This window comes from Hydrocarboniphaga sp. (genome assembly GCF_965279055.1).
Taxonomy (GTDB): Bacteria; Pseudomonadota; Gammaproteobacteria; order Nevskiales; family Nevskiaceae; genus Hydrocarboniphaga.
In genome coordinates this window covers 360,415-385,553 of the sequence record NZ_OZ257125.1, presented here as the reverse complement: position 1 = coordinate 385,553, position 25,139 = coordinate 360,415, and the positions used below count along the sequence as shown (strand labels likewise).

Here is a 25,139-nt window from a genome sequence, read left to right as displayed (position 1 = left end):
ACTACGTGCGATCAGAGGCGGATTGTCCGCGCTTGAGCAGATAAGTCCAGAACGCGGCCGAGGTCCAGTGCCTGAGCAGGCTGGTCGCGTGCCACAGAAAATAACGCGGGCTGCGGCCGCTCATGCGGCGCGCTTCGTGAATCACCGGCGCGCTGCGGATCGCGGCCACGTCGAAGCCCTGGTTGCGGGCGCGCACGCACAGATCGGCATCTTCGCAGTACAAAAAATAGCGCTCGTCGAATCCGCGCAGCTGCGCAAAATCCTCGCGGGCGATGGCGATGAACAGGCCCGCGATCCAGTCCGTCCTGTGACGCTCGCTGAGCACGCGTCGCTGGTGCCGGCCACCGAACAAATAGCGCCGCAACAGCGCCGCCGGCGTGATCAGCTCGCGTGCGTTGTCCTCGATCTGGCCGCTCGCGTTGACGATGGTCGGGCTCGCCAGCAGGTGCGCGCCGGGCTCGAGCAGGCGCTGTTCCAGCGCGATGAAAGGATCGTCGCCGAACGACAGCTCCGGATCGAGCAGCGCCAGCAGCTGGCCTCGGCAGCGCCGCGCCGCGTCGTTGTGATTGGCGGCAAAACCCTGTGGGGCGGTGTTGCGCGTCAGCAGCAGCGGGCCGGGCCAGATGCGCGCCAGATCGGGCGCCTGATCGCGCTCGCCGTCGTTGATCGTGATCACGATCTCGAAGCGGCCCGGAACATAGAAACGCGCCAGCTCGGCGAGCATGCGCCGGATGCTGGGCAAATGGCCGTGGCTGACGATCGACAGGCTCCAGCGCGGCGCGCCGAAGCCATGCTCGTCTACGACGGCGCATGGCTCGCCCGACAGCGACGCCTCGTCCTGCGGATGCGCGACCGACGCGTACAGCGGGCCGTCGGCGGCCGGCGTCACCCGCGGCCCCGAAGGCTGTACGCGATACGCAGCGGCAAACCTCAGAGCCTCAGCACGACGCCGGCGGCAACGGCGGTCTGGTACAGGATCTCGACGATGTCCTTGGAGAACTGGAAGGTCTTGCGCTCGACCTTGGGCAGGATCAGCACCTCGTCACCGGATTCCACTTTCTCGCGGCCACTGATGCTGGTCATGCGAATCTCGCCGTTGGGCTTCATCACCAGCACCTTGTCGACGTCGCCGATCTGGGTCGGGCCGCCGGCCATGCTGATGTAGTCCTTCACGCGCAGCTTGTCGTCCTGCACGAAATTGCTCGGGAAATACACTTCGCCGTGCACCGCGATGATCGGGTTCGAGCGCGGAATGCGGATCACGTCGCCGTCTTCCAGCGGAATCCGCGCCGGGTCGGCCGACGCGGTCAGGATCAGCTGGCCCTTGGGCTGCACCTGGCGCGCGCGCGTGATGAACTGGTTGATCAGCGCCGCTTCCTGGGTGCGCAGCTGCGCCTCGTCCGAGGTCGCCGACCGCGCCGAATAAACCGCCGCGTCGAGCTTGTCGAGCATGTCGTTGAGCACCTGCTTCTGGCGCGCGGCGATGCTCAGTCGATACAGCTGCAGCCCTTCGCGCAGCGACTGCGGGCTGAACTGCATGGTGTCGAGCAGATCCTTCAGCGTCGCGTTGTACGGCAGCACGTACTGGCCGCGGCCGAGGTGCTCGCCCTCGACCTGGACGATGATTTCGCCGATCAGGCGATCGGCGACCAGCTCGACCTCGTCGCCCGGCTGGACCACGACCGCGCTCAGATCGCTGGTCAAAGTCAGATATTCGGCGCGGCGCGAATCGCCGGTGTTGTGCGTCAGCCGCACGTGCGTCGCGGTGGCATTGGCGCCGGCCATCGTCATCAGCTCTTTCAGCGGCAGCGCGCTGCTGATTTCGTAGCGCGCCGGCGTCGCCACCAAGCCGCTGACCGTCACCGTCGGGCCCAGCGGGCCGACGAAGATCGAGTCGCCGTCGCGCAACTGCAGCAGCGGCAGCTTGCCGGCCAGCATGAAATCGTAAAGATTGACCTTGGCGATCTCGTTGCCGCTGCGCAGCACGCGGATGTCCTGATAGCTGCCGGCCAGCGGATCGACACCGCCGGCCAGATCGAGGAAATGCAGCACCGAGTCCGATGAGTTGGCGCCGTAGAGGCCGGGCCGGCGCACGAAACCGCTGACGAAAACCTTGACCGGCTGCGCCGCCGCCAGTGATACGTAGATGCCGACGTTCTGCTTGTAAATGCGCTTGACCGCGCCCTCGACGACGCGATTCAGATCGCCGTTGCGCACGTTGGCGACATGAATGGGACCGACGCCCGGGATGAAGATATTGCCCTGGCTGTCGACCAGCAGCCGCGTCTCCAGGGTGAAGCCACCCCACAGTCGCACGTCGACCAGATCGTCGATCGACACCTGGTAATCCGGGTTGAAGCCCTGGAACGAGGACTGCGCGAACGCTCCCTGAAACAGGGTTTGGCCGAACACCGGCACGGTCGAGGCCAGCGAGGTCTGGACGATCTGCGAATCGACGATCGGCGGCGCAGCGCGCGTGGCCAGCGGCACCTGCGGAATCGTCGAGACAGCCGGGATCGCCGGATAAGTATTGGTGATCGGCGGCACGGCCATGCCGGCAGCCGGCGCAGCCGCCGGGGCGGTCGCGGTCGGTGCCGGCGCTTGAGCCTGTGTCTGTGCCTGGGCAGCCAACTGGGCCGCGGCCTGTTGCTGTTGCGCCGCGCTCGGTATCTGCGCGCCGGCAGCGTTATGCAGCATCGCGACGACGAGGCCGATGCTCAGGCCCAGGCGCGCGGTCAGTGTGTGCTTAAGCATCCCTGTGGTCCCGGATCGCAGCCGCGATCAGCGTCAGAATGAAGAAAACCAAATGCAGCAGGAAAAACGCGGTCACGATCGAATACAGGCGCGCCGGCACCAGCGCCTCGTCCGGCAGACTGGCCTTGGACACCTCGACCAGATGCTTGGCGTTGTGGGAAGCCTCGAGCCGCGCCGCCTCCAATGCCCGCAGTCCGACCTGGTAGGAATCGCTGGCCACGGTTACTGCGGTCTGCGCGCTCTGATAGCTCAGATACAGATCGCTGAGTCCCTTGTCCTTGCCGCCGACCTGCCGGGCACGCTCGGCTTCGATCTGCTTCTCCAGCGCGGCGATCGCGGAGCGCTGCGCGATGATCTCCGGTGCGTTTTCGTTGATGTAGCCCAGCGATGCGCTGAGCTGCGCGCGACGCCCGGCCAACTGCCCCTGCAGGTTGGCGATAATCGCCGACAGCGTCTCGGTCTCGGTCTGCGGGCTGACCATTTCGTTCTTTTTCTGCAGGCTGATCAGCTGCGCGGTGGCCGCGGTCAGCCGCTCGTTGGACTTGGCGATCTCCTGCTCGACGAAGGCCATCTGCTCGCGCGCGATCTTCTGGCTGATCTGATTAACGAAGTGATCAGCCTCCTTGACGATCATCTGCGCCATCGCCTGCGCGTATTCGCGAGAATATGCCTCGACGCTCAGATGGATGATGTAAGAGTCGCTGTCGACACGGATATCGACGCGCTTGTTGTAGAACTTCAAGAACTTCTCGCGCGAGGCATCGGCGGCGAGCCGCGAGAAGTAGTCCTTGCTCGTGTCGGCGTAGTGATCGCGCAGCTTGAGCTTGTCGTCGAGCAGCAGCATCAACGTCAGCGACTGGATGTATTCCTGGATCAGCAGCGCGTCGGCCACCGCGCCGGACGTACCCGAAAACAGTCCCAGATCGATCGACCCCGAGGCCAACGAAGGATCGCCCTGCACCACGATTTCGGCCTCGCTGACGTAGCCGGGCGAGCGCAGCAGCCCGACATAAACCGAATACAGCAGCAGCGGCAGAATGACGCTGGCAGCGTACAAGGCCAGATTGCCGGATGAGGCCGGACGCAGCGGATCATCGGCCGCCGACTCGCGCAGCCCCAGCTTTGCCAGCGCGCCATTGAACGCGGCCGAGAAACGCCCGAGCAGCGTGGCGCTCATTTGCTTTTATCCGCCAGTTTCACTTCGACTCCCTCTTCTTCCGAGTACAGCTTCAGCGCATCGCGGATATCGTCAAACCAGCGCGCCTCGCCCTTGCGCACATAGATCCCCGACTCGCATTCCTCCTGAAGTGAGCGAAGATTATGACTGATCATGATCATCGCCGCCTTGCCGCGCTTGGCGCGGAACGTCAGCGAGGCCTTGGTACGGAAGACCTGGTCACCGGCCGCATTGAGTTCGTCGATCAGGTAATAGTCGTAGTCGAACGCCATGGCGATGCCAAATGTCAGGCGCGCACGCATGCCGCCGGAATAGAAACTCATCGGCATGTCAAAGAATTCACCGATTTCGGCAAATTTCTCAATCCATTCGAGGCGGATGCGCATTGTGTATTCGTCGTCGCCGTGAATGCGGCAGACGAACTTGGCGTTGGCACGCCCGGTGATGTTGCCAGTAACACCGGCCGAAACACCCAGCGGCGGCGAGATCGTGCCTGCATTGGTAATGGTGACGCGGCCCTTGTCCGGCTCGTCGACGCCGCCCAGCAGGCGCAACAGCGTGGTCTTGCCCGAGCCGTTGCGGCCGATGATGCCGACGTTGCGACGATCCGGGATGGTCATACTCAGGTCGCGGAACACGTAATGCCGGCGAAAGCCCAGCAAGGGATACGACTTGGTGATGCGATCGACGACGATCATCAGAACAACCGGTAGAGGTTGCGGCGGTAGAACGCCAGAGACATGAACATCAGCAGCAGGATGCAGGCGGCAGCGTAGTTCAGGTCACCGCGAGCGGGATATCCTTCCATGCAGGTGGCGCGGATCTCGTCGATGATGTGCAGCATCGGATTCCATAGCAGGTAAGGCTTGATCACCGACGGCAGCGAATCGATCGAGTAGATCACGCCCGAGGTCAGATACATCGACCGCACGAATACCTGCTGCACCATTTTTGCCTGGCGGAAGATGCTACCCATTACGTCGAAGAACAGGCCCAGCGAAAACGCCAGCCAGAACAGCAGGAAGATGCAGTAAAGAAACTCCAGCGGCTTGTCGACCGTATAGTCGTAGCCGAACCAGTTGGATATGGCCAGCATCAGGGCAAAGATCACGCCGTAAGTGAGAAAGTCGATAAAGCCACGCACCAGGCCGATGTCGATCGGCCGGATCTGTCGGAAATTGAACAGGCCGCTGCCAGCCATAATGCCGCTGCCGGACATCGCGTGCGAAAACATCTGGTAGGGAATCACGCCGAGCGAGAAGAAGAACACCAGATCCTCGCCGTAGATCTTGCCTTCGAACCGACCTTTGATGCCGCGTACGAGCATCGTCAGGATGATGACCTGGAATGCCGGCTCGACGAAGCCCCACAGATAGCCGCCACGCTGGGTGCCGAAACGCGAGCGGATCTCGCGCATCAGAAACGCATACAGGGAGCTGGCGAATACGCGGCTCGACGGCCGCGGTTTGATTCGCGGCAGCGTCAGCAGATCCAGCTGCGGCGCATCGACGCTGAGCTTGCTTTCACCCAGCAGAGCCGCCGGCGGCGGTTGTTTTTTTCCTTTACTTGCCGGCGCCTGTACCTCGGCTGGGCTGTTGATCAGCTCGTGGCTGTCACCGATAACGCGCGCGTGCAGGTTGTCGCCGACATTCAACTTCTGCTTGCAGGTGAAGGCGAAGCCGCACAGGCCTGTGGGGTGAAAACCGCGGGCCAGCAGGTCCGGTCGCAGCTGATCGGCGGTGACGATCATCGAACGGCCGCCCACCTGGATCTCGATATCGACGGCGGCCTCGACCCCTTCGATATAAACCCAGCCGCCACCGCCTCTCGGCACCACCTGGTCTATCGTGCCGTTGGTCTTGAACTGGCACGAAGGCAGCTCGGGAAAATTCTGATACAGGCGCTGCCAGCTGCGGGCGCAGCCCAGCCGATGCTCGTCCTGCTGACCAATGAAGCCGGCGAGCGCCTCGACCAGCGCGATGCCGCACTCGAGCGCCGCATTGACGCCAACCGCCATCACGGCGGCGTCGGCGTCGATCGCCTCCGCCAACCACGCCGGCAACGGCCAGCTGCGCGGCTCGCCATCGAGCTGCCGGTCGTCGATCACCACCAGATAGCGTTGCTGGTGCAGGCGCGGCAGCACCGCGGCGAAGCTCTCGTCAGCGGCGCTGGCGCGCAACTGCCAGCGTGGACCCTGGTGATAGCGCTGATCGACGATGGCCCTCTGCCCGGCCTGGTCGCCTGCCTCGATGGCGGACGCCAGCGCCTCGTCGCTCCAGCTCGGGAAGCTGACCCCGTGCGCTGGCCATCCCAGCTCGCGCAGCAGCGCCATCAGCACGGCGACCGCCGGGTCGTGCGTCCCGCAGACGATCAGGGTCGATCCGTCGTCTGCCGCTGCCGGCGTATTCGCGATGACTCGCCAGCTCATGCCGATCCGACCTTCTTCGACTTGGTTTTACGCTGCTTGCCGACGACAGCCGCAGCCTCTGCGGCGCCGCGCTCCCTTTTACCCTTTCCGGCGCGCCTCGAGGTGCGCTCGTTGCCTTCGATGAAGACCTTGCGCGCGTAGCGATAAAGCAACTGATCGAACTCGATCAGCGGCTGCAACGCGGCGCGAACTTCCGGAATCCCCGGATCGATGCTACCCCGGCCGGGATTGCGGTTCTCTTCCGGAATGTAACGCGGCGGCGGCCAACCCATTCGCTGCGCGATCCCGCCGAGAAAATCCCCGATCATTTCGGTCAGGCCAACGTGATCGAATTCGTTCAGCGCGTGCCGCGCATCGTTGAGCGCGGCGCGCTGTACACGCGCACCCGGCGCGACCGCACTCAGGTATCGCACCTGCAAATTGTCGACCAGCATCAGCTCTTCGGGCAGCAGCTGGTCGACCAGGCCGCGCACCGCTTCGCCGCTGGAAAAATCCGTGGCGGCGAGCTTGGCGGCGAACGCCTGGATCGTCGGCGCGTGCCCGGTCAGCCGCTGCCGCTGCGACGGATCCGCCAGGTAGCGGATGAATTCCAGATGCGAAATCAGGTGATCCAGCGGCGTGCGCAGCAGCGTGACCTTGATGTAATTGGCGGCATCCAGCCGGCGCTTGAACGCAGGGAACGTGATGTGGCCGGATATCACCGGCATCGCGGCGATCTGCGCACGCCCGATCGAACTGCGCCAGCGTGGGTCCACTTCCAGATGCAGCACGCAATGGGCGGCACCGGCGTTGTCGGACAGGAAACGGTTCACCGAGTTACCGGCGGTTTTGGCGATATGCATGAACATCAGCTGCGTTGGCCGGCGCGCCGGATCGCGCAGCGAGAACGAAAACAGCGGTTGCCAGCGCTGGCCGGCCGTAGCGCATTCGATGCGGTAGCTGCCCTCCTCGGTCACGGGCAGATGCCCGCCGAAACCGCAGGACGCCGCATGCTTGATCTTGGGATGGGCCTTGGCGACGCCGTCGCGTTCCAGGCCAATCTGGAGCTGCCCGATCTCATAGTCGTCGCACTCGCGCAGCACTCGCACCGCGGTCACGGGCTTGCGACGGCTGAGCACCCAGCCCTCGAACCGCAAAAGCTCGCCCTGCTGCAGCAGCACGGCCGGCGCCGGGTGCTCCAGCGCGCAGGTCCAGTCAGCCGGCTTGGGCTCGGCCATGACCCGCGATACCGCCAGCGTGCCGGAAACGCCGGCGCCGCGCCGCTCAGCCCGCATGGAAATACCCAACGAAGACAGACATCCAACCGCTGGTCTTGCTCGTCATCGATCCGTCAAGGTTCAAACCCGCCCGCTCAGCCACGGCCAATGCGGCACCGGCTCGGCGGACAGGGAATAGTCGGCCAGCTTCATCGAGAAGCCGGGGTGGTAATAGGGGTCGCTCCACAGCTGCGCACCCCAACGCTCGTGCATGGTGGCGATCTCGCGCTCGAAGCGTTCGCGCTTCTGCAGCGTGTCGTCCGAGCCGCGCGACTTGGACTCATGGTGGATCAGGCAGGCATGCGGCGTCCAGACGATGTGATGGCCGGCCGCGGTCACGCGCAGGCACAGGTCGACGTCGTTGAACGCCACCGCCAGGTTCTGCTCGTCCAGCCCGCCTACCGCCTCGAACACCGCGCGCTCGATCAGCAGGCAGGCCGCGGTCACCGCCGACACCCGCTGCGGCTGCCACAGCCGGCCCATGTAGCCGGGGCTATCGGCGGCGTAGCCCAGGTGGCCGTGGCCGGCGACGCCGCCGGCGCCGAGCACCACGGCGGCGTGCTGCACGGTCTGGTCCGGATACAGCAGCTTGGCGCCGACGACGGCGACCCCCGGGCGCTGCATCCACGACACCATCTCGGTCAGCCAGCCGGGGTCGATGATTTCGATGTCGTCGTTGAGCAGCAGCAGGAGTTCGCCGCTGGCCTGGCGCGCGGCCCGGTTGTTGATCGCCGAATAATTGAACGGCGCATCGAACGGCAGCACCCGTGTGTTCGGCAGCTGCGCCTGCTCGGCGAACAGCTGCAGCGTCGCCGGGTCACGGCTCTGGTTGTCGACGAGCAGCAGTTCGTAGTCCGGATAGTCGGTCAGCTCGCGCAGCGAACGCAGGCAATGCGACAGGTGGGCGTAGCCGTCGCGGCTGGGAATGATGATCGACACCCGCGGCGCCGGCTCGGGCAACGCAAAACGCAGGCGGTACATGTTCGGGTAGCGGCCGTCCTCGATGCTCACGCCCTGGACATCGCGCAGATGGTGACCGAGCGCGCGATAGCCGGCGGTTTGCGTATAGCTTTTCGCCGACGCCTCGCGCGCGGTCGAGCCCTGGATCGCGCGCCAGTGGTACAGCACCACCGGAATGTGCCGGATCTGCTCGGCCTTGCACTGCGCGGTGCAGCGCAGCATCAGGTCATAGTCCTGGCTGCCCTCGGTCTCCATGCGCAGCCGCCCGACCGCCTCGACCAGCGTGCGGCGGTAAACGGCGAAATGCGCGATGTAGTTGTTCGACAGCAGCAGCTCCGGGTTCCAGTCCGGCTTCAGATGCGGCATGAAGCGCCGGCCGCGCTCGTCGATCTTGTCCTCGTCGGTGTAGATCACCTCGGGCCGCGGATCGCGATTCAGCTCGATGGCGACGTAATACAAGGCCAGTTCGGCGAGCCGGTCGTCGTGATCGAGAAAGCCGACATAGTCGCCTTCGGCCAGGTCCAGCGCCGCATTACTGGCGGCGACGATGCCGCCGTTGCGCGCGCAGAACACCAGGCGGATCCGCGCATCGGCCGCGGCGGCCTGGCTCAGCCAGTCGCGTACCGCGGCATCGGGCGAGGCGTCGTCGGCAATGCACAGCTGCCAGTGCGGATAGCGCTGCGCCTGCACCGAGGCCACCGCCTGCTGCAGGAACCGCAGCGGCGTGTTGTAGGTGGGCATCACGATCGAGATCAGCGGCGTGTACGCGAGCCGGCCGATATGCGCGGCGACCGCGGCGTGATGCGCGTTGCCGCCGGGCTCGACGCGGCGCAGCCAGGCGCGATAGCGCAGGGTCTGCAGGCTCAGCCCGAGCCGCGGCAGCAGCCGGCGCAGAATCGGCCGCAGCGGCCAGGCCAGCCTGCGCAACACGGCACGCGCATTGCGCGACAGCTGCTGGTCCGCGCCCAGGCGCTGCATGCTCAGCTGCTCGATGCGGAAAGCACCGGCGCGCGTGGTCGGATCGAGCCGGACCTGCAAGGTGCGCAGCGGCAGCCGCACTTCGGCCGTGAACGTGAGCCGGTCGGGGCCATACGTCATCGCCACCGATCGTTCTTCGCGATAGCCGCGTCCGCTGTCGACGTAGACCCGCGGCAACCCGCCACCCGGCCCGGCGCTGCACTGCCCGCTGAGCCTGACCCAGCCGCGCGGACACTGGCGCAGATTGGCGATGACGAACTGCGGATCGCCGCCGGTGGCGAGCCACTGCGGCGGGGCCTGCGGCTGCAGATCGCCATTGGCGCGCAAACGCAGCGGGGTCGGCTCGCGCCGCTGGCCCATCCACGGCCACAGCCAGTGCAGTGTCAGCAGCGTGTTGGCGACCAGCAGCGCCGATCGATAGACGCGGTTGCGAATTCGCTGCAAGGCGCGCGGCGGCGCGGTCGGGCTCCCGGCCTTCATCGCGAGCCGCGGCCGCTCATGCGCTCAGCTCGTCGAGCGTCTCCTCAAGCCCGGCGCGCCAGTCCGGCCGCGCCAGGCCCAGCAGGCTTTCGGCGCGCTGGCAGTCCATCGCCGAATTGCCCGGACGCGGAGCGCGCGTCGGATAGTCGCGGGTGGCGATCGCCTGCACGGCCGGCAGGCGTTTGATCATGCCCTTGGCGAATGCGCGTTCCAGGATCGCCTGCGCGAACTCGTGCCAGTTGGTCTGCGGCGCGCCGGCGTAGTGGTAGATACCCCAGCGCAGTTCGCGCTGTGCGGCGTAACGCGCGGCCAGTTCCAGCAAGGCCTCGGCGATATGGCCGGCGTAAGTCGGGCCGCCGCGCTGGTCGGCCACCACGCGCAACTCGTCGCGGTCGGCGCCGAGCCTGAGCATGGTTTTGACGAAGTTGCCGCCGTGGCCGGCGAACACCCAGCTGACCCTGAGGATCACGGCGTTCGCACCCGAGCCCAGCAGCGCAAGTTCGCCGGCGAGCTTGCTGGCGCCGTAGACGCCGAGCGGGCCGGTAGCGTCGCTCTCCACATAAGGCGCGGGCTTGTCGCCGGCGAACACGTAGTCGGTGGACAGATGCAGCACCGGCACGCCGGCCGCAGCGCAAGCGCTGCCGATCCAGCCCGGCGCCTCGCCGTTGATGGTCTGCGCCAGCGCCGGCTCGTCCTCGGCGCGATCGACCGCGGTATAGGCACCGCTGCTGATCACCAGATCCGGCCGGTGCTGCTGCAGTGCGTCGTCGACGCTGGAGCGCCGGCTCAGGTCGAGCTGCTCACGGGGCGGCGCGATCAGCTCGAACGCGCGGCCGGCGGCGCGGCGGATCACTTCACGCCCGACCTGGCCGGTGCCGCCGGTGAGCAGGATCTTCATGCGCCGAATCGGAAAAGGCGCTCGGGCGCCTGGTTTTTCAGCGACGGCAGCCGGCCGTCCTTGTCCGACACCAGCGGCGTGATGCCGGCCAGCGGCCAGGCGATCGCCAGCTCCGGATCGTTCCAGGCAATGCCGGCGTCTGACGGGGCGTCGTAGTACTGCGTGCACTTGTAGGCAAAATCGGCTTCGTCGGACAGCACGACGAAGCCGTGCGCGAAGCGCGGCGGGATGTACAGCATGCGGTGCGAGACGTCGTCCAGCTCAATGCCGAACCACTGGCCGAAGCTCGGCGAACCGGCGCGGATGTCCACCGCCACGTCGTAGACCCGGCCACGCGCGGCGCGCACCAGCTTGCCCTGCGGATTGTGCAGCTGGTAATGCAGGCCGCGCAGCACGCCCTGGCGCGAGCGCGACTGGTTGTCCTGCACGAAAGGCTGGTCGATACCGGCGTCGCGCATCCAGGAATCGCGAAAAGTCTCGACGAAGAAGCCGCGCTCGTCGCCGAACACCTTGGGCTCGATCACGACGACGCCGGGCAGCGGGGTCTGGACGATGTTCATGCTGACCTAGCCGGCGATCTCGCGCAGATAGCGGCCGTAGCGCGTCTTGCCCAGCTGCGAGGCGGTTTCCAGCAACTGCTCGCGGGTGATGTAGCCCATGTTGAAGGCCACTTCCTCGGGGCAGCAGATCTGCTGGCCCTGGCGCTCCTGCACCACCTGGATGAAGTTGGACGCATCCAGCAGCGCCTCCGGCGTGCCGGTGTCCAGCCAGGCGAAACCGCGGCCCATCTGCTCGACGAACAGGCGCTGACGCTCCAGGTAGACCTGGTTGATGTCGGTGATCTCCAGCTCGCCGCGCTTGGACGGCTTCAGGTTCTTGGCGATCTCGACTACGTCGGCGTCGTAGAAATACAGGCCGGTGACCGCGTAATCGGAGGCCGGATGCTTGGGCTTTTCTTCCAGGCTGACCGCGCGGCCCGCGCTGTCGAACTCGACCACGCCGTAGCGCTCCGGATCCTTGACCCGATAGGCGAACACCGTGGCGCCTTCGCTGCGCTGGCTGGCGGCGCCCAGCAGATCCGGCAGGCCGTGGCCGAAGAACAGGTTGTCGCCCAGCACCAGCGCCGACGGCCCACCCTGAATGAAGTCCTCGGCGATGCGGAAAGCCTGGCCAATGCCCTTGGGCTTGCGCTGGATCGCGTACTGGATGTTGACGCCGAACTGCGCTCCGTTGCCGAGCAGGGTCTCGAACAGCGGCCGGTCGCGCGGTGTGCTGATCACCAGGATGTCGCGGATGCCGGCCAGCAGCAGCACGCACAGCGGGTAGTAGATCATCGGCTTGTCGTACACCGGCAGCAGCTGCTTGCTGGTGGCGATGGTCATCGGGTGCAGCCGCGTGCCGGTACCGCCGGCGAGCAGGATGCCGCGCCGCGCCGGCACGGACGCCGTGTTGTTTATCAGCACCAACGATTCCTTCTGGCTGTTTTTACTGGAATGACCGGGCAAACCGGCCACGCAATGGCGGATTATAGCCAGCCGGATCGGCCCCGCCGTCCGGCTTCGTTGCCCGCGGCGGGGCCGGCAGGCGACAATCGAAAATCACTACATCAACTGAACGCAGAAGGGGATCGGCTTTGTCGGGGTGGCTGAACCGCATTCTGCGTCGCAAACCGCCGCCCGCCCGATACCGTGGGCATCTCGATGCGCTGCACGACTTCATCGTCGACGGCTGGGCGATCGATTTCCAGGCGCCGGACCAGCCGGTGACGATCGAACTGCTGGTCGACGGCGGTGTGGTCGCCGAGACCCTGGCGGACCGGCCGCGTGCCGATATCAAGCAGGCCTTGATCGGCAGCGGCCTGCAGGGATTCGTCATCGCCGTGCCGGACGCAGCCTTCGACGGGCGCCACCACACGATCAGCGCGCGCATCAAGGGCAGCAGCCATTTGCTGGAAGGCACGCTGGACACCGTGCTGCTCAACCCCGACTGGAAACCGCGCTACGACGGCGCGGTCACTGGCGTCGAAGAGGGCTCGATCCTGCGCGGTTACTGTCGCAGCCTCAGTGCCGATCCCCATCCGCTGATCGTCGACCTGCTGCTCAACGGGGAGCGCATCGGCCAGGCCACGGCCGCCGGCCCTGCGCCGATCAACGAACTCGCCGACGGCTGCGGCTTCGGTTTCGACCTGCTCAAGTTCTGGCACCCCGACCTGCTGTCGGGGACGCTGGAGTGCCGCATCGCCGGCACCGGCGTCGGCTTCGCGGCCAGCCCCGCCGTACATCGCGCGATCGAGCTGGACCCTCTACGGCAACGCGACGGTGCCCTGGTCGGCAGCGTCCGCCTGCCGCCGTTCGTGCCGGTGGACAGCCCGATCGACCTGCTGCTGGATTCCGCGATGGCCGGCGACGTCGAATGGACCTCCGCCCCGGGGCTCTACGGCGCGGTCATCCGCCAGTTCCGCATTCCCTTGCCCGATGCGCCGCCGGCGGCAGGCGAGCACCACATCGAACTGCAACTGCGCGGACTCGGTTATCGCCTCGGCCGGACCCGGCACGGCGCGCCGGCAGTGCATCGCAATCTGCTCGACAACGCCTTCTTCCAGCAGTGGCAGGGCCACAGTCCCACCGGCTGGCAACTGCCGCAGGCACAGCTGTTGCGCTGCCTGCCGGAGCACTGCCTGCTCGATCTGGCGAATGCGGAGCTGCCCTGGTTCGGCCCGCTGGCGTTGAGACTGGACCTGCAGCCGGCCGGCGACGAGGCGGAAACCGCGGCCCCGCGCATCAGCCTGTTGTCGCAGACGCTGGCCAGCGAGTCGCTGCCGGCCGGGCAAACGCTGGACTTCGTGCTGGTGGCGCGCGCCGCAAACCGGCGCGCGGCCGAAGTCGCAATCGAGCTGGAAGACGCCGACGGCAGCCGTCACGAAGTGCGCGCACCACTGCAACTGAGCGAGCGCTGGAGCCAGCAGACCGTCGGCCTGTCGCTGCCGGCGAGCATGCTCGCCGGTGTAAGGACGGCGACGCTGAGAATCGAAACCACGGCCGACATCGGTACCCTACATGTCGCCGCAGCCGGGCTCGGCGCTGCCGGCTTTGAATGGAAACCGGCCGCCGCCAGCGTTCCCGACGACACCGCCGACGGCTTGCCGCCCGATCCGAACGCCGTCATCAACGGCCGTTTCCGCGACTGGAGCCGCGGCCTGGAATTCGGAAACCCGGCACGCCGCCTGGAGACCGCCGACCACTGGCTGCTGCGCAGCGAGGCGACGCCGGCGGCGCTGAATGCGCGGCTCGAAAAGATCGCCTTGCCGGCCGCCCAGGACCAGCCCGCGCGCGAGCTGTACGGGCTTGGCCTGGCCGGCTCGTCGGCCAGCCCGCTGCGCCTGGAAACCGTACTCGATCCGCTGAGTCTGCGGCTGGATACGCCCGAGATCCTGAGCTTTTATGCGGCGCGCAAGCCGCGCCCGGGTGCGCCGGCAGCGGCGCCGATCGAACGCATCCTGCTGATCCAGCGCAGCCCGCGCCCGGCTTCGGCTAGCGTTCCGACGGCCAGCCGCGACGACGTGCTGTGCGTGATCGCGCGGCGCGTGGTGCCGAGCCAGTCCGGCCGCTACCACGAATTCAAACTGCCGCCGCTCAACATCGCCGGTTCGGCGCTGTCGGATCGCTTCAGCCTGCCGACCGGCGGCCAGGGCAGCCTGCTGCTGGTATTCGAATTCTCCGGCGAGATCGACTGCGTGCTCGCCGACGTCTTCCTCGGCAAGCCGCAGAGGCTCGCGACGGCGTCCGCGCAGCCGCTGTCTGGCGCGGCCGCAGCAGCGGGAGGAACGCCGCAGCGCGAGGGCGCCTATGTCGGCCTGGAAGACCCCAACATCAGCAACCAGCTGGATCTGGTCAAGGGTCTGTCGGCCTGGGGTGGAGCGGCGCCGATTGCGCTGAGCCGCCATGCCGCTGCGGCCGGCCTTGCGGACCCGGAAAGCGGCGCCGCCGTCGATGGCGCGCATTGGTCGCTGCCGCACCTGCAGTTCCCGTTCGTCGAGATCGTGATCCCGGTCTACAACGCGCCGCAGGACGTAATGAACTGCCTGCACTCGATCGAGCGCAACACCGGCGTGCCGTATCTGCTGACCCTGGTCGACGACGCCTCCGACGCGGAAACCGAGCAGCAGCTGCTGCGCTATGTGCGCGGCCGGCCCTGGGTCAAGCTGATCCGCAACGAGCTCAACCTGGGCTATACCCGCAGCTCCAATATCGGCCTGACGCAAAGCGCCGCGCAGTGGCTGCTGCTGCTCAACAGCGACACGCTGGTGACGCCGGGCTGGCTCGAGGGGCTGGTCGAATGCGCGCAGTCCGATCCGGCGATCAAGTTCGTCGGGGCGCTGTCGAACGCGGCGTCCTGGCAATCGGTGCCGGAGCTGTTCGACAGCCGCGGCAAGTTCAAGATCAACATCCTGCCCGACGGCTGGTCGGCCGAAGACTTCGGCGCGCTGGTCAGGCGCGAATCGCTGCGTGCCTACCCCAGAGTGCCGTTGCTCAACGGCTTCTGCACGATGATGGAACGCGAGGCGCTGGAGCGTCTGGGCTATCTCGACGAGATCGCCTTTCCGGTCGGGTACGGCGAAGAGAACGATCTGTGCCTACGCGCCGGCAAGGCCGGCTACCAGCTCGCCGTCGCCGATCATGTGTACGTCTACCATGTGAAATCCGCGAGCTTCGGTACCGAACGCCGTGACCAGCTGTCCAAACAGGGCAACGAGCAGTTGCGGCTCAAACATCCCGACGTCGACCTCAAGCTCGAGCAGCAGAAACTGCTGAACCTGCCGGCGCTGGCCGAGCTACGCTCGACCTTGACGGAAAAGCTCGCCGGCCTGCCCGCGCCTGCCCGCGACGAGGGGATCTGATGCTGGCGCCCAAAGTGGTCTTCGTACTGCCGGCCAATGGCGGCGGCGGCGGCGCCAATTCGGTGGTGCAGGAATCGATCGGGCTGAAGCGCTTCGGCGTGCCGGTGTCGATCGCGATTCCGGCCCGCAACCAGCAGAACTTCATTCCCAGCTACCCCGAACTCGCGGGCGCCGACATCCCGGTCAGCGTCTACGCCAACGCCAAGGCCCTGGCGCCGGTGCTGGCGGCCAGCGACCTGGTGTGCGCAACCACCAATGGCTCGGTCCGGCATGTCGCCGACGCGCTAGACCTGCTGGGCAAGAATCATCGGCCGCGCAGCGCCTATTACGTGCAGGACTACGAGCCGCTGTTCTACCAGCCGGGCTCGCCGGAATGGGACGAGGCGCGGGCGTCATACACGCTGATCCCCGGCTGCACGCTATTCGCCAAGACCCGCTGGCTGTGCAACCTGGTTTACGAAAACCATGGCGTGCGCGTGGCCAAGGTCGAGCCCAGCCTGGATCACGACATCTACTTTCCGCGCCTCGCCAATGCCGGCGACCAGGTGCGGGTGCTGGCGATGCTGCGCCCGAACACGCCGCGTCGCGCACCGATCCGCACCTTGCGGATCATGGAGGCGCTGGCGTCCCGGTACGGCGAGCGCATCGGCCTGCAGGTGTTCGGCAGCAGCGACACAAAACTGCAGGAATACGGCATTAATCTGTCGCCGCTGATTCACAATCACGGCAGCCTGCTGCGCACCCAGGTTCCCGAGGTGATGCGCAACGCCGAGCTGTTTCTGGACTTGTCGGACTACCAAGCGTTTGGCCGCACCGGCCTGGAGAGCATGGCCTGTGCCTGCATCCCGGTGGTGCCCAGCCTGGGTGGCAGCGGCGAATATGCGGTGGACCGGGTCAACTGTTATGCGGTGGATACCCGATCCGATCAGCAGATTCTGGACGCGGTCGATCACTACGTCGGCCTGACGCCGGCACAGCGCGACCAGATGAAAATGGCCGCACTGAACAAGGCGGCAGCTTATACCGTGACCCGGACCGTGCTCAGCGAGCTGGCGCTGTTCGATGCGATCACGGCGCGCTAGCGGCAGACTCTGACAGCGGATTCAAATAGCATCTGGCACTATCCGGTGCGCTTTATGCTTATATCGACGTTTGCGCCGCAGGATCGCGGCCGGTAATCGTGGGCCGCATCGGGACCCGGTTCAATCAAACAACGCAGCCCTGCGGGTTGCCGTCACGTCGCCATCGTGACGGCCCGGCGACCGGGCGCCAACAACGAAGTAGGGGACGGTTTGGCATGGCTGATTCGCAGGACCCGGGACCGGCCGAGCTGCCGCAGGCTTTGCCGGATGACGCCTCGATATCCAACGCCGATCTGCTGCTCGCCATCGAGGCGCTGCGCCGCTCGGTGGAGTTGTCGACGCGGCAGACCGAAAGACTGACCACGGCCGTGATGCAGGCGCTGTCGCGCCTGGATCAGGACGCGACCGCCGAGGCGCGGCCGGTGTCGAACAAGAAAAGCATCAACTGGGTCATCGGGCCGCCGGACAACATCGGCTGGGCCTACGGCAACAACGCCAAACGTCTGTCGGCCAGGCTGAGCTCGTACCGCCACATGATTTCCGGCGCCGAGAGCGCCGATGTCGCGGTGTATTTCGATGCGATCGTAGCCAGCCGCTTTCCGGTGCCGGCCAAGAAATCGATCCTGCGCATCGGCGGGCCGCGGCCTCTGGACCGCCTTTACGGCGACAACGTGGAGGCGATGCGCGAGGCCTTCCAGAAGTTCGACGCGATCATCGCGCTCAACGGCGAGCTGTACCAGCGCGCGCTGAAAGTCCATCGCAACGTACACCTGATCCCGAATGCGCTGGACCTGAAGGAGTGGGAGCCGTCGCGGCTGGCCTCCGGCGGGAACCGTCCGTTCACGGTGGGTTTCGCCGCCAGCCTGAAGTCGTCCGCAGAAGCCGAAATCAAGGGCCTGGACATCGCGCTGGCGGCCGCGGCGCGAATCGGCGCACCGGTGCTGCGCACGTCCAAGGGCGATGGGCAGATTGCCCACGACCGGATGATTCCGGACTTCTATTCCAAGATCGACGTGCTGGTCTGCCCGGTGGCACCGGGCCGCGAGGGCACGTCGAACGTGATCATGGAGGCGCTGGCACTGGGCATCCCGGTGGTCACCACGGTGCACGCCGGCTATCACGGCGAATTCCTGATCGACGGCAAGCACGCGCTGATCCGCGACCGCAACGAGCTGATGTTCGCCGAGGCGCTGGCGACGCTGCAGCGCGATCCGCGGTTGCGTCGTCGTATCGGCAACGACGGCCGCGGTTTTGCCGAGCGCCATCACGATCTGACCACGGTAGCGCGCGACTATGCCGCCGTCATCGGCGGTGCCCGCAGCACGCGTACATCGTCCAAGCCGGCGCGCAAGAAAATCGCGTTCGTGCCGTTCTGGGAGCCCGCCTCGAACTTCGGCTCGTCGCGGCTGCGCGCGCTGTACCCTTCGGAATTCCTGGTACGCGCCGGCCAGGTCGATGTCAGCCTCGGCTACGATTCCACCGCCGACATCGTCGTCGTGGTCCAGTCCTGCAGCGACGAGATCATGCGGCAGCTGCAGGCCAACACGCAGCAGTTCCTGATCTACGACGTCTGCGACAAGTACTACGAGAATCCGCGGCTGTTCAAGCACCTGGATCCGCCGGTGGATTCGCTGGCGCGCTTTCATGATCTCGCCGGGCGCGCCGACCTGCTGCTGACACCTTCACGCGAACTCAAGGCCGACATCGCCTCGCGGCTGCCGGGCAAGCCGGTCAAGCACGTCGTCGAGCCGGTGGACTACGGCACCACGCCGCTGCCTTGCGTGCCGCCGGAGAACAAGGTGGTGCTGTGGTACGGCAACCCGGATCGCGGCAATTTCGAAAGCAGCAAATGGATGATCGACCAGCTGCGCAGCCGTCATGGCTATCGGCCGCTGATCGTGTCGCGCAAAAGCTTTTTCAAGAAATACCCGGAGTATCTGGAGTACTGCGTCGACTGGTCGCTGGCGGCGATGACCGATGCGTTTTCGCAGGCCGGCATCTGCGTGCTGGCCCATGATCTGGCCGAGCAGGCCAAGAGCCCGAACCGCTTCGTCGCCGCGATGATGCACGGCGTGCCGACCCTGGTACACCAGTCCCCATCCTGTGCCGACATCCTGGCCGTGACCGGGCACGAGTTTGCGGTGATCGCCACCGAGCGCGACCTGGATCGTTCGATCGGCAAGCTCGCCTCCGGTGAATTCCGCGAGCTGTTCGTGCGCCGCGTGCAGCGCCATCTGAACAGCGTCTATGGCGAAAAAGCGATCGCCACCGCTTATACCGACGTGTTCAACGATTACAGCTATGCGCGCGCGGTGTTCTCGTCGCGGCCGCGACGCATCGCGTTCGTGTCGCACAACCTGGCGGTCGGTGAAGGCGCGCCGTGGAGCCTGCTGGAACTGGTCACGGGCCTGGCCGGCGGCGACATCACGCCATTCGTGTTCTCGGCCGCCAACGGCCCGTTGCTGACGCAATACCGCAATGCCAGCCTGCCGGTAGAAGTGTTCGACCTGCACGCCCGACACACCGTCAAGGTACTGAACACCCAGTACGCGAACCTGTCGGAAGCGTTCTCCGCCTTTCTGAAAACCAACCAAATCGAGGCGGTGATCTGCAACACCGTCAAGTCCTCGCCGTTCGCCACGCTGGCGCGCCGTTTCGGCATACCGGCCACCGTGATCGTGCGCGAGTCCTACAGCGCGGATGAGCGCTTCGCGCATTTCACCGGCGACGCCAAACGGGCGGCGATCACCGGACTGTGCGCCGCCGAGCACGTTGTCTTCGTGGCGCAGTCCAGCCACGACACCTGGGCCGACCAGCCTTTCGGTGGCCGAGTGCACGTGATCCCGAACGGCATTTCGCCGGCGCGCTTCGCCGAAGACGCCGCGCTGGATCAGGCGCAGGCGCGCCAGCAGTTGGGCCTGCCGGCGAACAAGATCATTGCGCTGTGCGTGGGCACGATCAATACGCGCAAGGGCCAGCGCGAAATCATGGAAGCTTTCGCCGAAATGCCGGCGGAATTCCGTCAGCGCGTGCAGCTGGTCTTCCTCGGCGCGGTCGAGAACGCGCAGCTCAGCGACTTTCGCCGCAGCTATGTCGCACTGGCCGACGAGGTGCGCGAGCAGATCAGTATCGTCGAGGCCACCGACCGGGTCACGTTGTATTACCGCGCCGCCGACATCTTCCTGATGAACTCCTCGTCGGAAGCCTATCCGCGCAGCATCGTCGAAGGCCTCTACTTCGGCCTGCCGGCGCTGTCGACGCCGGTGTTCGGCGTCAAGGAACAGATCCGCGACGGCGAAACCGGCCTGCTTTACGAGTTCGGCGATATGGGCGCGTGGAAAGCCGCGCTGACGCGGCTGGTCGACGAGCCCGGCCTGCGCGAGCAGATGTCGGCCGCGGCGGCGCGCTCGTTCTGGATGCTGACCGGCTATAACGAGATGCTGATGGCCTACAAGGCCATCATCGCCGACATGCTGCGTAACTGAGGCCCCTAGCAAGACGCGATTGCCTGCCACCCTTTGAATGGAAAACGATATGCCCGCTGAACCCCTCGCCGCCCAGGCGACTGCCACCCGGCCACCGATCAAAGAAGACGCGGCCCGCCTGCTGGCGATCGTCGGCCAGGCCGCCGACGTGCGCAAGGCTGCCACCGCCGAATCCCTGCTGTTCAATTACGTGCTCGGCAACGGCGCCCCCAAGGACCGCCACGTCGCCTCGATCGTCAAGGTCCTGCAGTCGGCCGTGGATCTGGGCTACCAGAGCTGGCCGGCGGAGATCCGCAATCTGGCGATACGCCGCGACATCCTCCACGTCGACTGCGGCGCCACGCTGTACGGCCCGGTATTTCGCGCGCTCGGCGCCAATTCCTATACCGGAATCGACAAACAGCTGACGCCGACGCGCAAAAAATTCCGCAGCCGGCTGGAGAAGAAGACCGTCGAAACCGGCTTCTCGTTGGTCGACGTGATGCGCGCCGTTCCCGGCCTGAGCTACATGCAAGCCGACGAGATCGTGTTCCGCGAAGCCTTCGATCTGGTGCTGCTACAGGCGGTGACCCACACGACAAGCTCGGTTCAGGCGCTGTTCGCGCAGATCCATCGCTCGCTCAGGCCCAACGGCGAAATCTGGTTCATGCACGAAAATTTCCACTGCTGGAGCGGCCACCAGACGCATCCTCGCAACCCTTCACATTACGACCCCGACAACGCCGAGCAGGCGGCGATGGCGGACTGGGCGCATATCGGCTTCCAGCCGCCACCGGGCCACAGGCTCACCCACTTCAACCGGCTGACCTTGACCGAACTGCGTAAGATAACCAACACCTATTTCGAGGTGTCGCAGTGGAACGAAATCCCGGAACGCAGCAGCGTCAAAGAGCGATTGACACCCCCGCTTCGCGCCAAGCTGTCTGCGTATACCGAAAGCGAGCTGACGACCAAGCAGGTCGTCTGCCGTGCGGTGAAGCGCGAATTGTTCTGAGCCACCAGCGCTGGCCGCGATGAATATATTCGACGGCCGCGATCTGCATGTCGTCGGCAGGTTGCACGAACGCTCTGCCGATCAGCTGGTGATCACCTTCACCGGCCGCGCCGCGGCGCCGCCGGTCGCCAAGGGCTTCGGCGAAAACTATCTGATGAAGCGGCAAATCTCGGCCGTGCATTTCATCAGCAAGGACAATCACTGGTGGCAGACCGCCGAACTGCAGCAGGCACTCGACGAACTGCTGCGGCTGGGCCTGACCCGCGATCGCGCGCTGACCTTGTATGGATCGAGCATGGGCGCCTACGCGGCGCTGATGGTGTCGGGACGGCTGAAGCCGAAACGCCTGATCCTGTTCTCGCCACAGTTTTCGATCGACGCGGCGCGCGTGCCGTTCGAGAAGCGCTGGCGCAACTACGCCGCCAAGCTCAAGTTCGACTACGACGACATGGCCGCGAGCCTCGACGCGGATACCGAAATCAAGGCGGTGTTCGATCCTTACTACGCGCCGGACACGCAACACATCGAGCTGATCGAACAGCTGCGGCCGATCCAGCGCATCGCGATCCCGTTCGCCGGCCACAACACCGCGCGCGCACTGGAGGAGCTCGGCATTCTGACGCGCGTCACCGACGCGCTGCTGTCGGGCAACTTCGACGCGCCGGCCTTCAGCCGCCAGTACCGCAGCCTGCGCGCCGGCTCCTGCCTGTTCTGGCACGGCTTCTCGGAGGCGCTGGAGCAGCGCGGGCACGAAGCCGCATCCACTTATGCCGCGATGCTCGCCGCGTCCGTTATGAGCAAGGCCGGACGCATGAACGATCCGGTCCTGCGTCGTGACATCCTGCGGCGCGCCGTCACCGCCGCCTGCGATCTCGACCTGCCGGATATCGCGGACAGCTGGCTAAGCGTGCTCGAGCCGCTGGAAAAGCACGCCTATCAGGTGCGCTACCTGCGCGCGCTGGTCGCGCGCGCACGCCGGCAATGGCCGGAGGCCCTCGCTCACGTGCAGGCGGCACTCGACGGCAACTCTGATCAGACTTCGTATCTGGCGCTGAAGCTCGAGGCAATGTGCCGCTGCGATCAGGCCGCGGCGGCGCTGGCGTATTGCGAGCAGAACCTGACGCGCGTGCGCCGCTCCGGCGCGCTGCTGCTGGCTCAGGCGATGGCGGCCGCCGGAACCCAGCAGTGGCAGGCCGCGCTGGACATTCTCAAGCTGGTGTTTCGTTTCAATCGGCGCAGCCCGCGCGCCCGCGTGCTCGCCGTGGACTGCTGGGTCGCACTCGGGCGGCCGGAGGCGGCGGAAAAGCAGCTGGCGCCGGTGCTGCCTTTCGACCTGGCGAGCCGGCCGCTGGCCGAGCGGATCAGCGCGCTGCTGATCGCCGGTGGCTCACGCGGCCCGGCCAGGCGTTACCTGTCGCGGCAGACGCGCAATCGCGCTCGTTTCGATGCGGCGATGGCCGAACTGGCCGCGCTCGACTGGGCCAGCTGGCCGGCGCAGGTGCCGACGCTGCGCAGCCGCTACCTCGGCAGCGAGCGTCCGCCGCTGGTCGCCGCCTAGTCCGCCGACGACGTGGCGGCGCTTGCGTCGTCCGCTGCTGCCGGCGCCTGCGGAAAACGCTGCTGATATTCCAGCAAGGGCGCACGGAACCAGCGCTCGGCCGCGGCGTATTCCTCGTAAATCCGGTCCAGGCATGCGATGTCGATCGGCGCGTCCAGCGAGGCCTGCAGCAGCGCCGAGTAGCTGCGCCGCAGCCACTGCAAGGGACTGCCATCTGCCGGGGCCGCCATCGCCGACGACACCTGATGCCGCAATTCGCTGCTTAGGAATCCCGATACGGCGGCGCGCGATTCCGCGTCCAGCCGCAGCGCGATGCCGAGCTGATCCTGGCAACGCCTTATCACCTGTTCCCAGTTGCCGAGCAACTGATCGTAGGACACGAACAACCGCGGCAGATGGCGGCTGGCGCGCTCCGGCAGCAGGTTGTACTTGAGCCACAGCGCCTGCGAAAACCCGGCGGACAGCGAGTAACGCTGCGCCAGCGACGCGGCAACCTCGTCCGGGTGACGGAAGATCTGCACGACGCGGATCGCGTGCCCCATCTGCGCGGCGACGTCGAACCAGATTTCCGGCAGGCCGGAGATGCGCGGGTCCTTGATCACCGCGCTGTCGGCCTGCGGCAGATCGCCGATGAAGGCGCGGATATGCGCCTCGAACACCTGCTTTCGCCGGCTGGCCTTGGCCGCCTCCTCGACCACGCGCAGGCTCGGGTCGTGATACGCCGAGCCGATGCTGCGGAGGAAGGCATCGTTGCGCTTGAGCGACACTTCCGGCTCGAAGTAACCCAGCGGATTGGCCTTGCTCGGCCGCAGGATCCGCTCCGGCAGCGCCGCGCCGCACAGCGACAGCACGCGCGTCATCGCCGAGGTGCCGCTGCGGCCCATGCCCGTGACAAAAATGAGATTCATAGCGATGTGTCCGGCGCCGCCGCAAGGCGCGAGTATAGCCGCGACGGCGACCGCCGCCGATGCGCATTAGCTTAGAATCAATGCCACCGCCGCCCGTGCGATAGCCCACGTGCGCCCGGCGGCAAACCGCCGGCCCCAGCAGAGCCCTATGAAGAAACTCATCGTCCATATCGGCGCACCGAAAACCGGCACGTCGGCGATCCAGCATTTCATGCTGCGCAACCGCGAGGCACTGGCTCGCCAGGGCGTGCTCTACCCGCAGGGCGGCATGCTCAAATCGGCGCATCACCTGATCGGTGCCGCGATTCATCCGCTGCGCAGCAAGCGCCTCGGCAGCTCGTCGCGCGAGGAGGTGCTCGCCACCGCAATCCATGCCATCCACGACGAGATCGCCACGCAGCAGCCACACACGCTGGTGATTTCGACCGAATACCTATGGGGCAAGCTGTCGGCGGCCAACGTCAATCGCCTGCTGGCAGCTTTCCCCGGCTGGCGTGTGCACGTCGTCGCCTACCTGCGAAGGCAGGATCTGCTGGCGCAGTCGTTATATGTGCAGGCGGTGAAAACCGGCACGCCGCTGTCGTTCCCTCAATGGGTCGACACCGCCATCGACAGCGGCAAGGCCGGTTTCTTTTTTCACGAGGTGCTGTCGTGCTGGCGCGACTGCGGCCTGCCGGTGACGGTCGACGTGCGCATCTACGAGAAGTCACAGATCGGCAGTGACATCTGCAATGACTTCCTTAAAGTCATCGGCGCCGATGCAACCGGTCCATTTTCGTTCGACGATCGTTCGGTGAACTCGGCGCCGGACATGGTCACCACCGAGCTGATGCGCATGATCAACGCCAGCATGCCGGCCAAGGAAATCGCCGAGCGGATCCGGCGCAACATCGTCAAGCACAGCGCGCCACGGGCCCTGTTCGCGCCATTGCGCTACCTGGACGCGGCCGAGGTCCAGGCTTTCATGCAGCGCTTCGAAGCAGACAATCGTCGCGTCGCGCTGGACTACGTGAAGGCTGCGGACGGCGCGCTGTTCCGTGACCCGTTGCCAGGCGACGGTGGTACAACCGACCACGGCTTCCAGTCCCCCGAGTTGTTGCAGCGATTGATCGAATTGCTGCCGACGATGATTGCCTTGCCGGCCGAACTCAAGCAGGCGGCGGCGACCGCCACCCTGCCGGACAGCGCTGCCGTCGCCAGGGACAAAGCCCAGCGCATGAAGAAGAAGCAACGGAAAATGCAGGCTAAGTTGCTCGACAACCCGGCCTGATCGCCCGGGAAGGC

At 66.1% G+C, this 25,139-nt stretch carries 17 protein-coding genes; 6 read left to right on the top strand and 11 right to left on the bottom strand.

The window, feature by feature from the left end:
* Position 1: 1 nt before the first annotated feature.
* The 10 genes from ACQZF9_RS01800 to rfbA form a co-directional block, all read right to left on the bottom strand.
* The gene (locus ACQZF9_RS01800) at positions 2 to 889 is read right to left on the bottom strand and encodes a glycosyltransferase family 2 protein (protein ID WP_428311569.1); all 888 of its coding nucleotides are present in this window, start codon (positions 887 to 889) and stop codon (positions 2 to 4) included.
* 41 nt (positions 890 to 930) lie between these two features.
* Positions 931 to 2,754: a polysaccharide biosynthesis/export family protein gene (locus tag ACQZF9_RS01795; RefSeq protein ID WP_428311568.1), complete on the bottom strand. Its 1,824-nt coding sequence runs from the start codon at positions 2,752 to 2,754 to the stop codon at positions 931 to 933.
* Complete coding sequence (locus ACQZF9_RS01790) at positions 2,747 to 3,931, bottom strand: hypothetical protein (RefSeq protein WP_428311567.1); 1,185 nt, start codon at positions 3,929 to 3,931, stop codon at positions 2,747 to 2,749. The genes ACQZF9_RS01795 and ACQZF9_RS01790 overlap by 8 nt, the downstream gene beginning before the upstream one ends.
* Entirely contained in the window at positions 3,928 to 4,629 is a 702-nt protein-coding gene (locus ACQZF9_RS01785) for an ABC transporter ATP-binding protein (protein WP_428311566.1), read from the bottom strand. The genes ACQZF9_RS01790 and ACQZF9_RS01785 overlap by 4 nt, the downstream gene beginning before the upstream one ends.
* Positions 4,629 to 6,359 carry an ABC transporter permease gene (locus ACQZF9_RS01780; protein ID WP_428311565.1) on the bottom strand — a complete coding sequence of 577 codons (1,731 nt, stop codon included), beginning with the start codon at positions 6,357 to 6,359 and terminating at the stop codon, positions 4,629 to 4,631. The genes ACQZF9_RS01785 and ACQZF9_RS01780 overlap by 1 nt, the downstream gene beginning before the upstream one ends.
* A complete protein-coding gene (locus tag ACQZF9_RS01775; protein WP_428311564.1) occupies positions 6,356 to 7,633 on the bottom strand; it encodes a hypothetical protein in 1,278 nt (425 codons plus the stop codon). The genes ACQZF9_RS01780 and ACQZF9_RS01775 overlap by 4 nt, the downstream gene beginning before the upstream one ends.
* Before the next feature lie 63 nt (positions 7,634 to 7,696).
* Positions 7,697 to 10,033 carry a glycosyltransferase family 2 protein gene (locus tag ACQZF9_RS01770; RefSeq protein ID WP_428311563.1) on the bottom strand — a complete coding sequence of 779 codons (2,337 nt, stop codon included), beginning with the start codon at positions 10,031 to 10,033 and terminating at the stop codon, positions 7,697 to 7,699.
* 16 nt (positions 10,034 to 10,049) lie between these two features.
* The gene (gene rfbD / locus ACQZF9_RS01765) at positions 10,050 to 10,931 is read right to left on the bottom strand and encodes a dTDP-4-dehydrorhamnose reductase (protein WP_428311562.1); all 882 of its coding nucleotides are present in this window, start codon (positions 10,929 to 10,931) and stop codon (positions 10,050 to 10,052) included.
* Positions 10,928 to 11,491 carry a dTDP-4-dehydrorhamnose 3,5-epimerase gene (gene rfbC, locus ACQZF9_RS01760; RefSeq protein WP_428311561.1) on the bottom strand — a complete coding sequence of 188 codons (564 nt, stop codon included), beginning with the start codon at positions 11,489 to 11,491 and terminating at the stop codon, positions 10,928 to 10,930. The genes rfbD and rfbC overlap by 4 nt, the downstream gene beginning before the upstream one ends.
* 6 nt (positions 11,492 to 11,497) lie before the next feature.
* Positions 11,498 to 12,313: a glucose-1-phosphate thymidylyltransferase RfbA gene (rfbA, locus tag ACQZF9_RS01755; protein ID WP_428313497.1), complete on the bottom strand. Its 816-nt coding sequence runs from the start codon at positions 12,311 to 12,313 to the stop codon at positions 11,498 to 11,500.
* A 251-nt stretch (positions 12,314 to 12,564) separates the two neighbouring features.
* Between rfbA and ACQZF9_RS01750 the strand changes: the two genes are divergently transcribed.
* The 5 genes from ACQZF9_RS01750 (at position 12,565) to ACQZF9_RS01730 (ending at position 22,947) form a co-directional block, all read left to right on the top strand.
* Positions 12,565 to 15,828: a glycosyltransferase family 2 protein gene (locus ACQZF9_RS01750; RefSeq protein WP_428311560.1), complete on the top strand. Its 3,264-nt coding sequence runs from the start codon at positions 12,565 to 12,567 to the stop codon at positions 15,826 to 15,828.
* Positions 15,828 to 16,910 carry a glycosyltransferase gene (locus tag ACQZF9_RS01745; protein WP_428311559.1) on the top strand — a complete coding sequence of 361 codons (1,083 nt, stop codon included), beginning with the start codon at positions 15,828 to 15,830 and terminating at the stop codon, positions 16,908 to 16,910. The genes ACQZF9_RS01750 and ACQZF9_RS01745 overlap by 1 nt, the downstream gene beginning before the upstream one ends.
* A 215-nt stretch (positions 16,911 to 17,125) precedes the next feature.
* Positions 17,126 to 20,395, top strand: coding sequence for a glycosyltransferase family 4 protein (locus ACQZF9_RS01740; protein ID WP_428311558.1), 3,270 nt, complete (start codon positions 17,126 to 17,128; stop codon positions 20,393 to 20,395).
* 49 nt (positions 20,396 to 20,444) lie between these two features.
* A complete protein-coding gene (locus ACQZF9_RS01735; protein ID WP_428311557.1) occupies positions 20,445 to 21,389 on the top strand; it encodes a methyltransferase domain-containing protein in 945 nt (314 codons plus the stop codon).
* Positions 21,390 to 21,408: 19 nt separating this feature from the next.
* A complete protein-coding gene (locus ACQZF9_RS01730; RefSeq protein ID WP_428311556.1) occupies positions 21,409 to 22,947 on the top strand; it encodes a hypothetical protein in 1,539 nt (512 codons plus the stop codon).
* Here the strand turns inward: ACQZF9_RS01730 and ACQZF9_RS01725 are convergent.
* Entirely contained in the window at positions 22,944 to 23,855 is a 912-nt protein-coding gene (locus ACQZF9_RS01725; protein WP_428311555.1) for a sulfotransferase family protein, read from the bottom strand. The two genes, ACQZF9_RS01730 and ACQZF9_RS01725, sit on opposite strands and share 4 nt — an antisense overlap.
* Before the next feature lie 148 nt (positions 23,856 to 24,003).
* Between ACQZF9_RS01725 and ACQZF9_RS01720 the strand changes: the two genes are divergently transcribed.
* The gene (locus ACQZF9_RS01720) at positions 24,004 to 25,125 is read left to right on the top strand and encodes a hypothetical protein (protein ID WP_428311554.1); all 1,122 of its coding nucleotides are present in this window, start codon (positions 24,004 to 24,006) and stop codon (positions 25,123 to 25,125) included.
* The last annotated feature ends 14 nt before the right edge of the window (positions 25,126 to 25,139 follow it).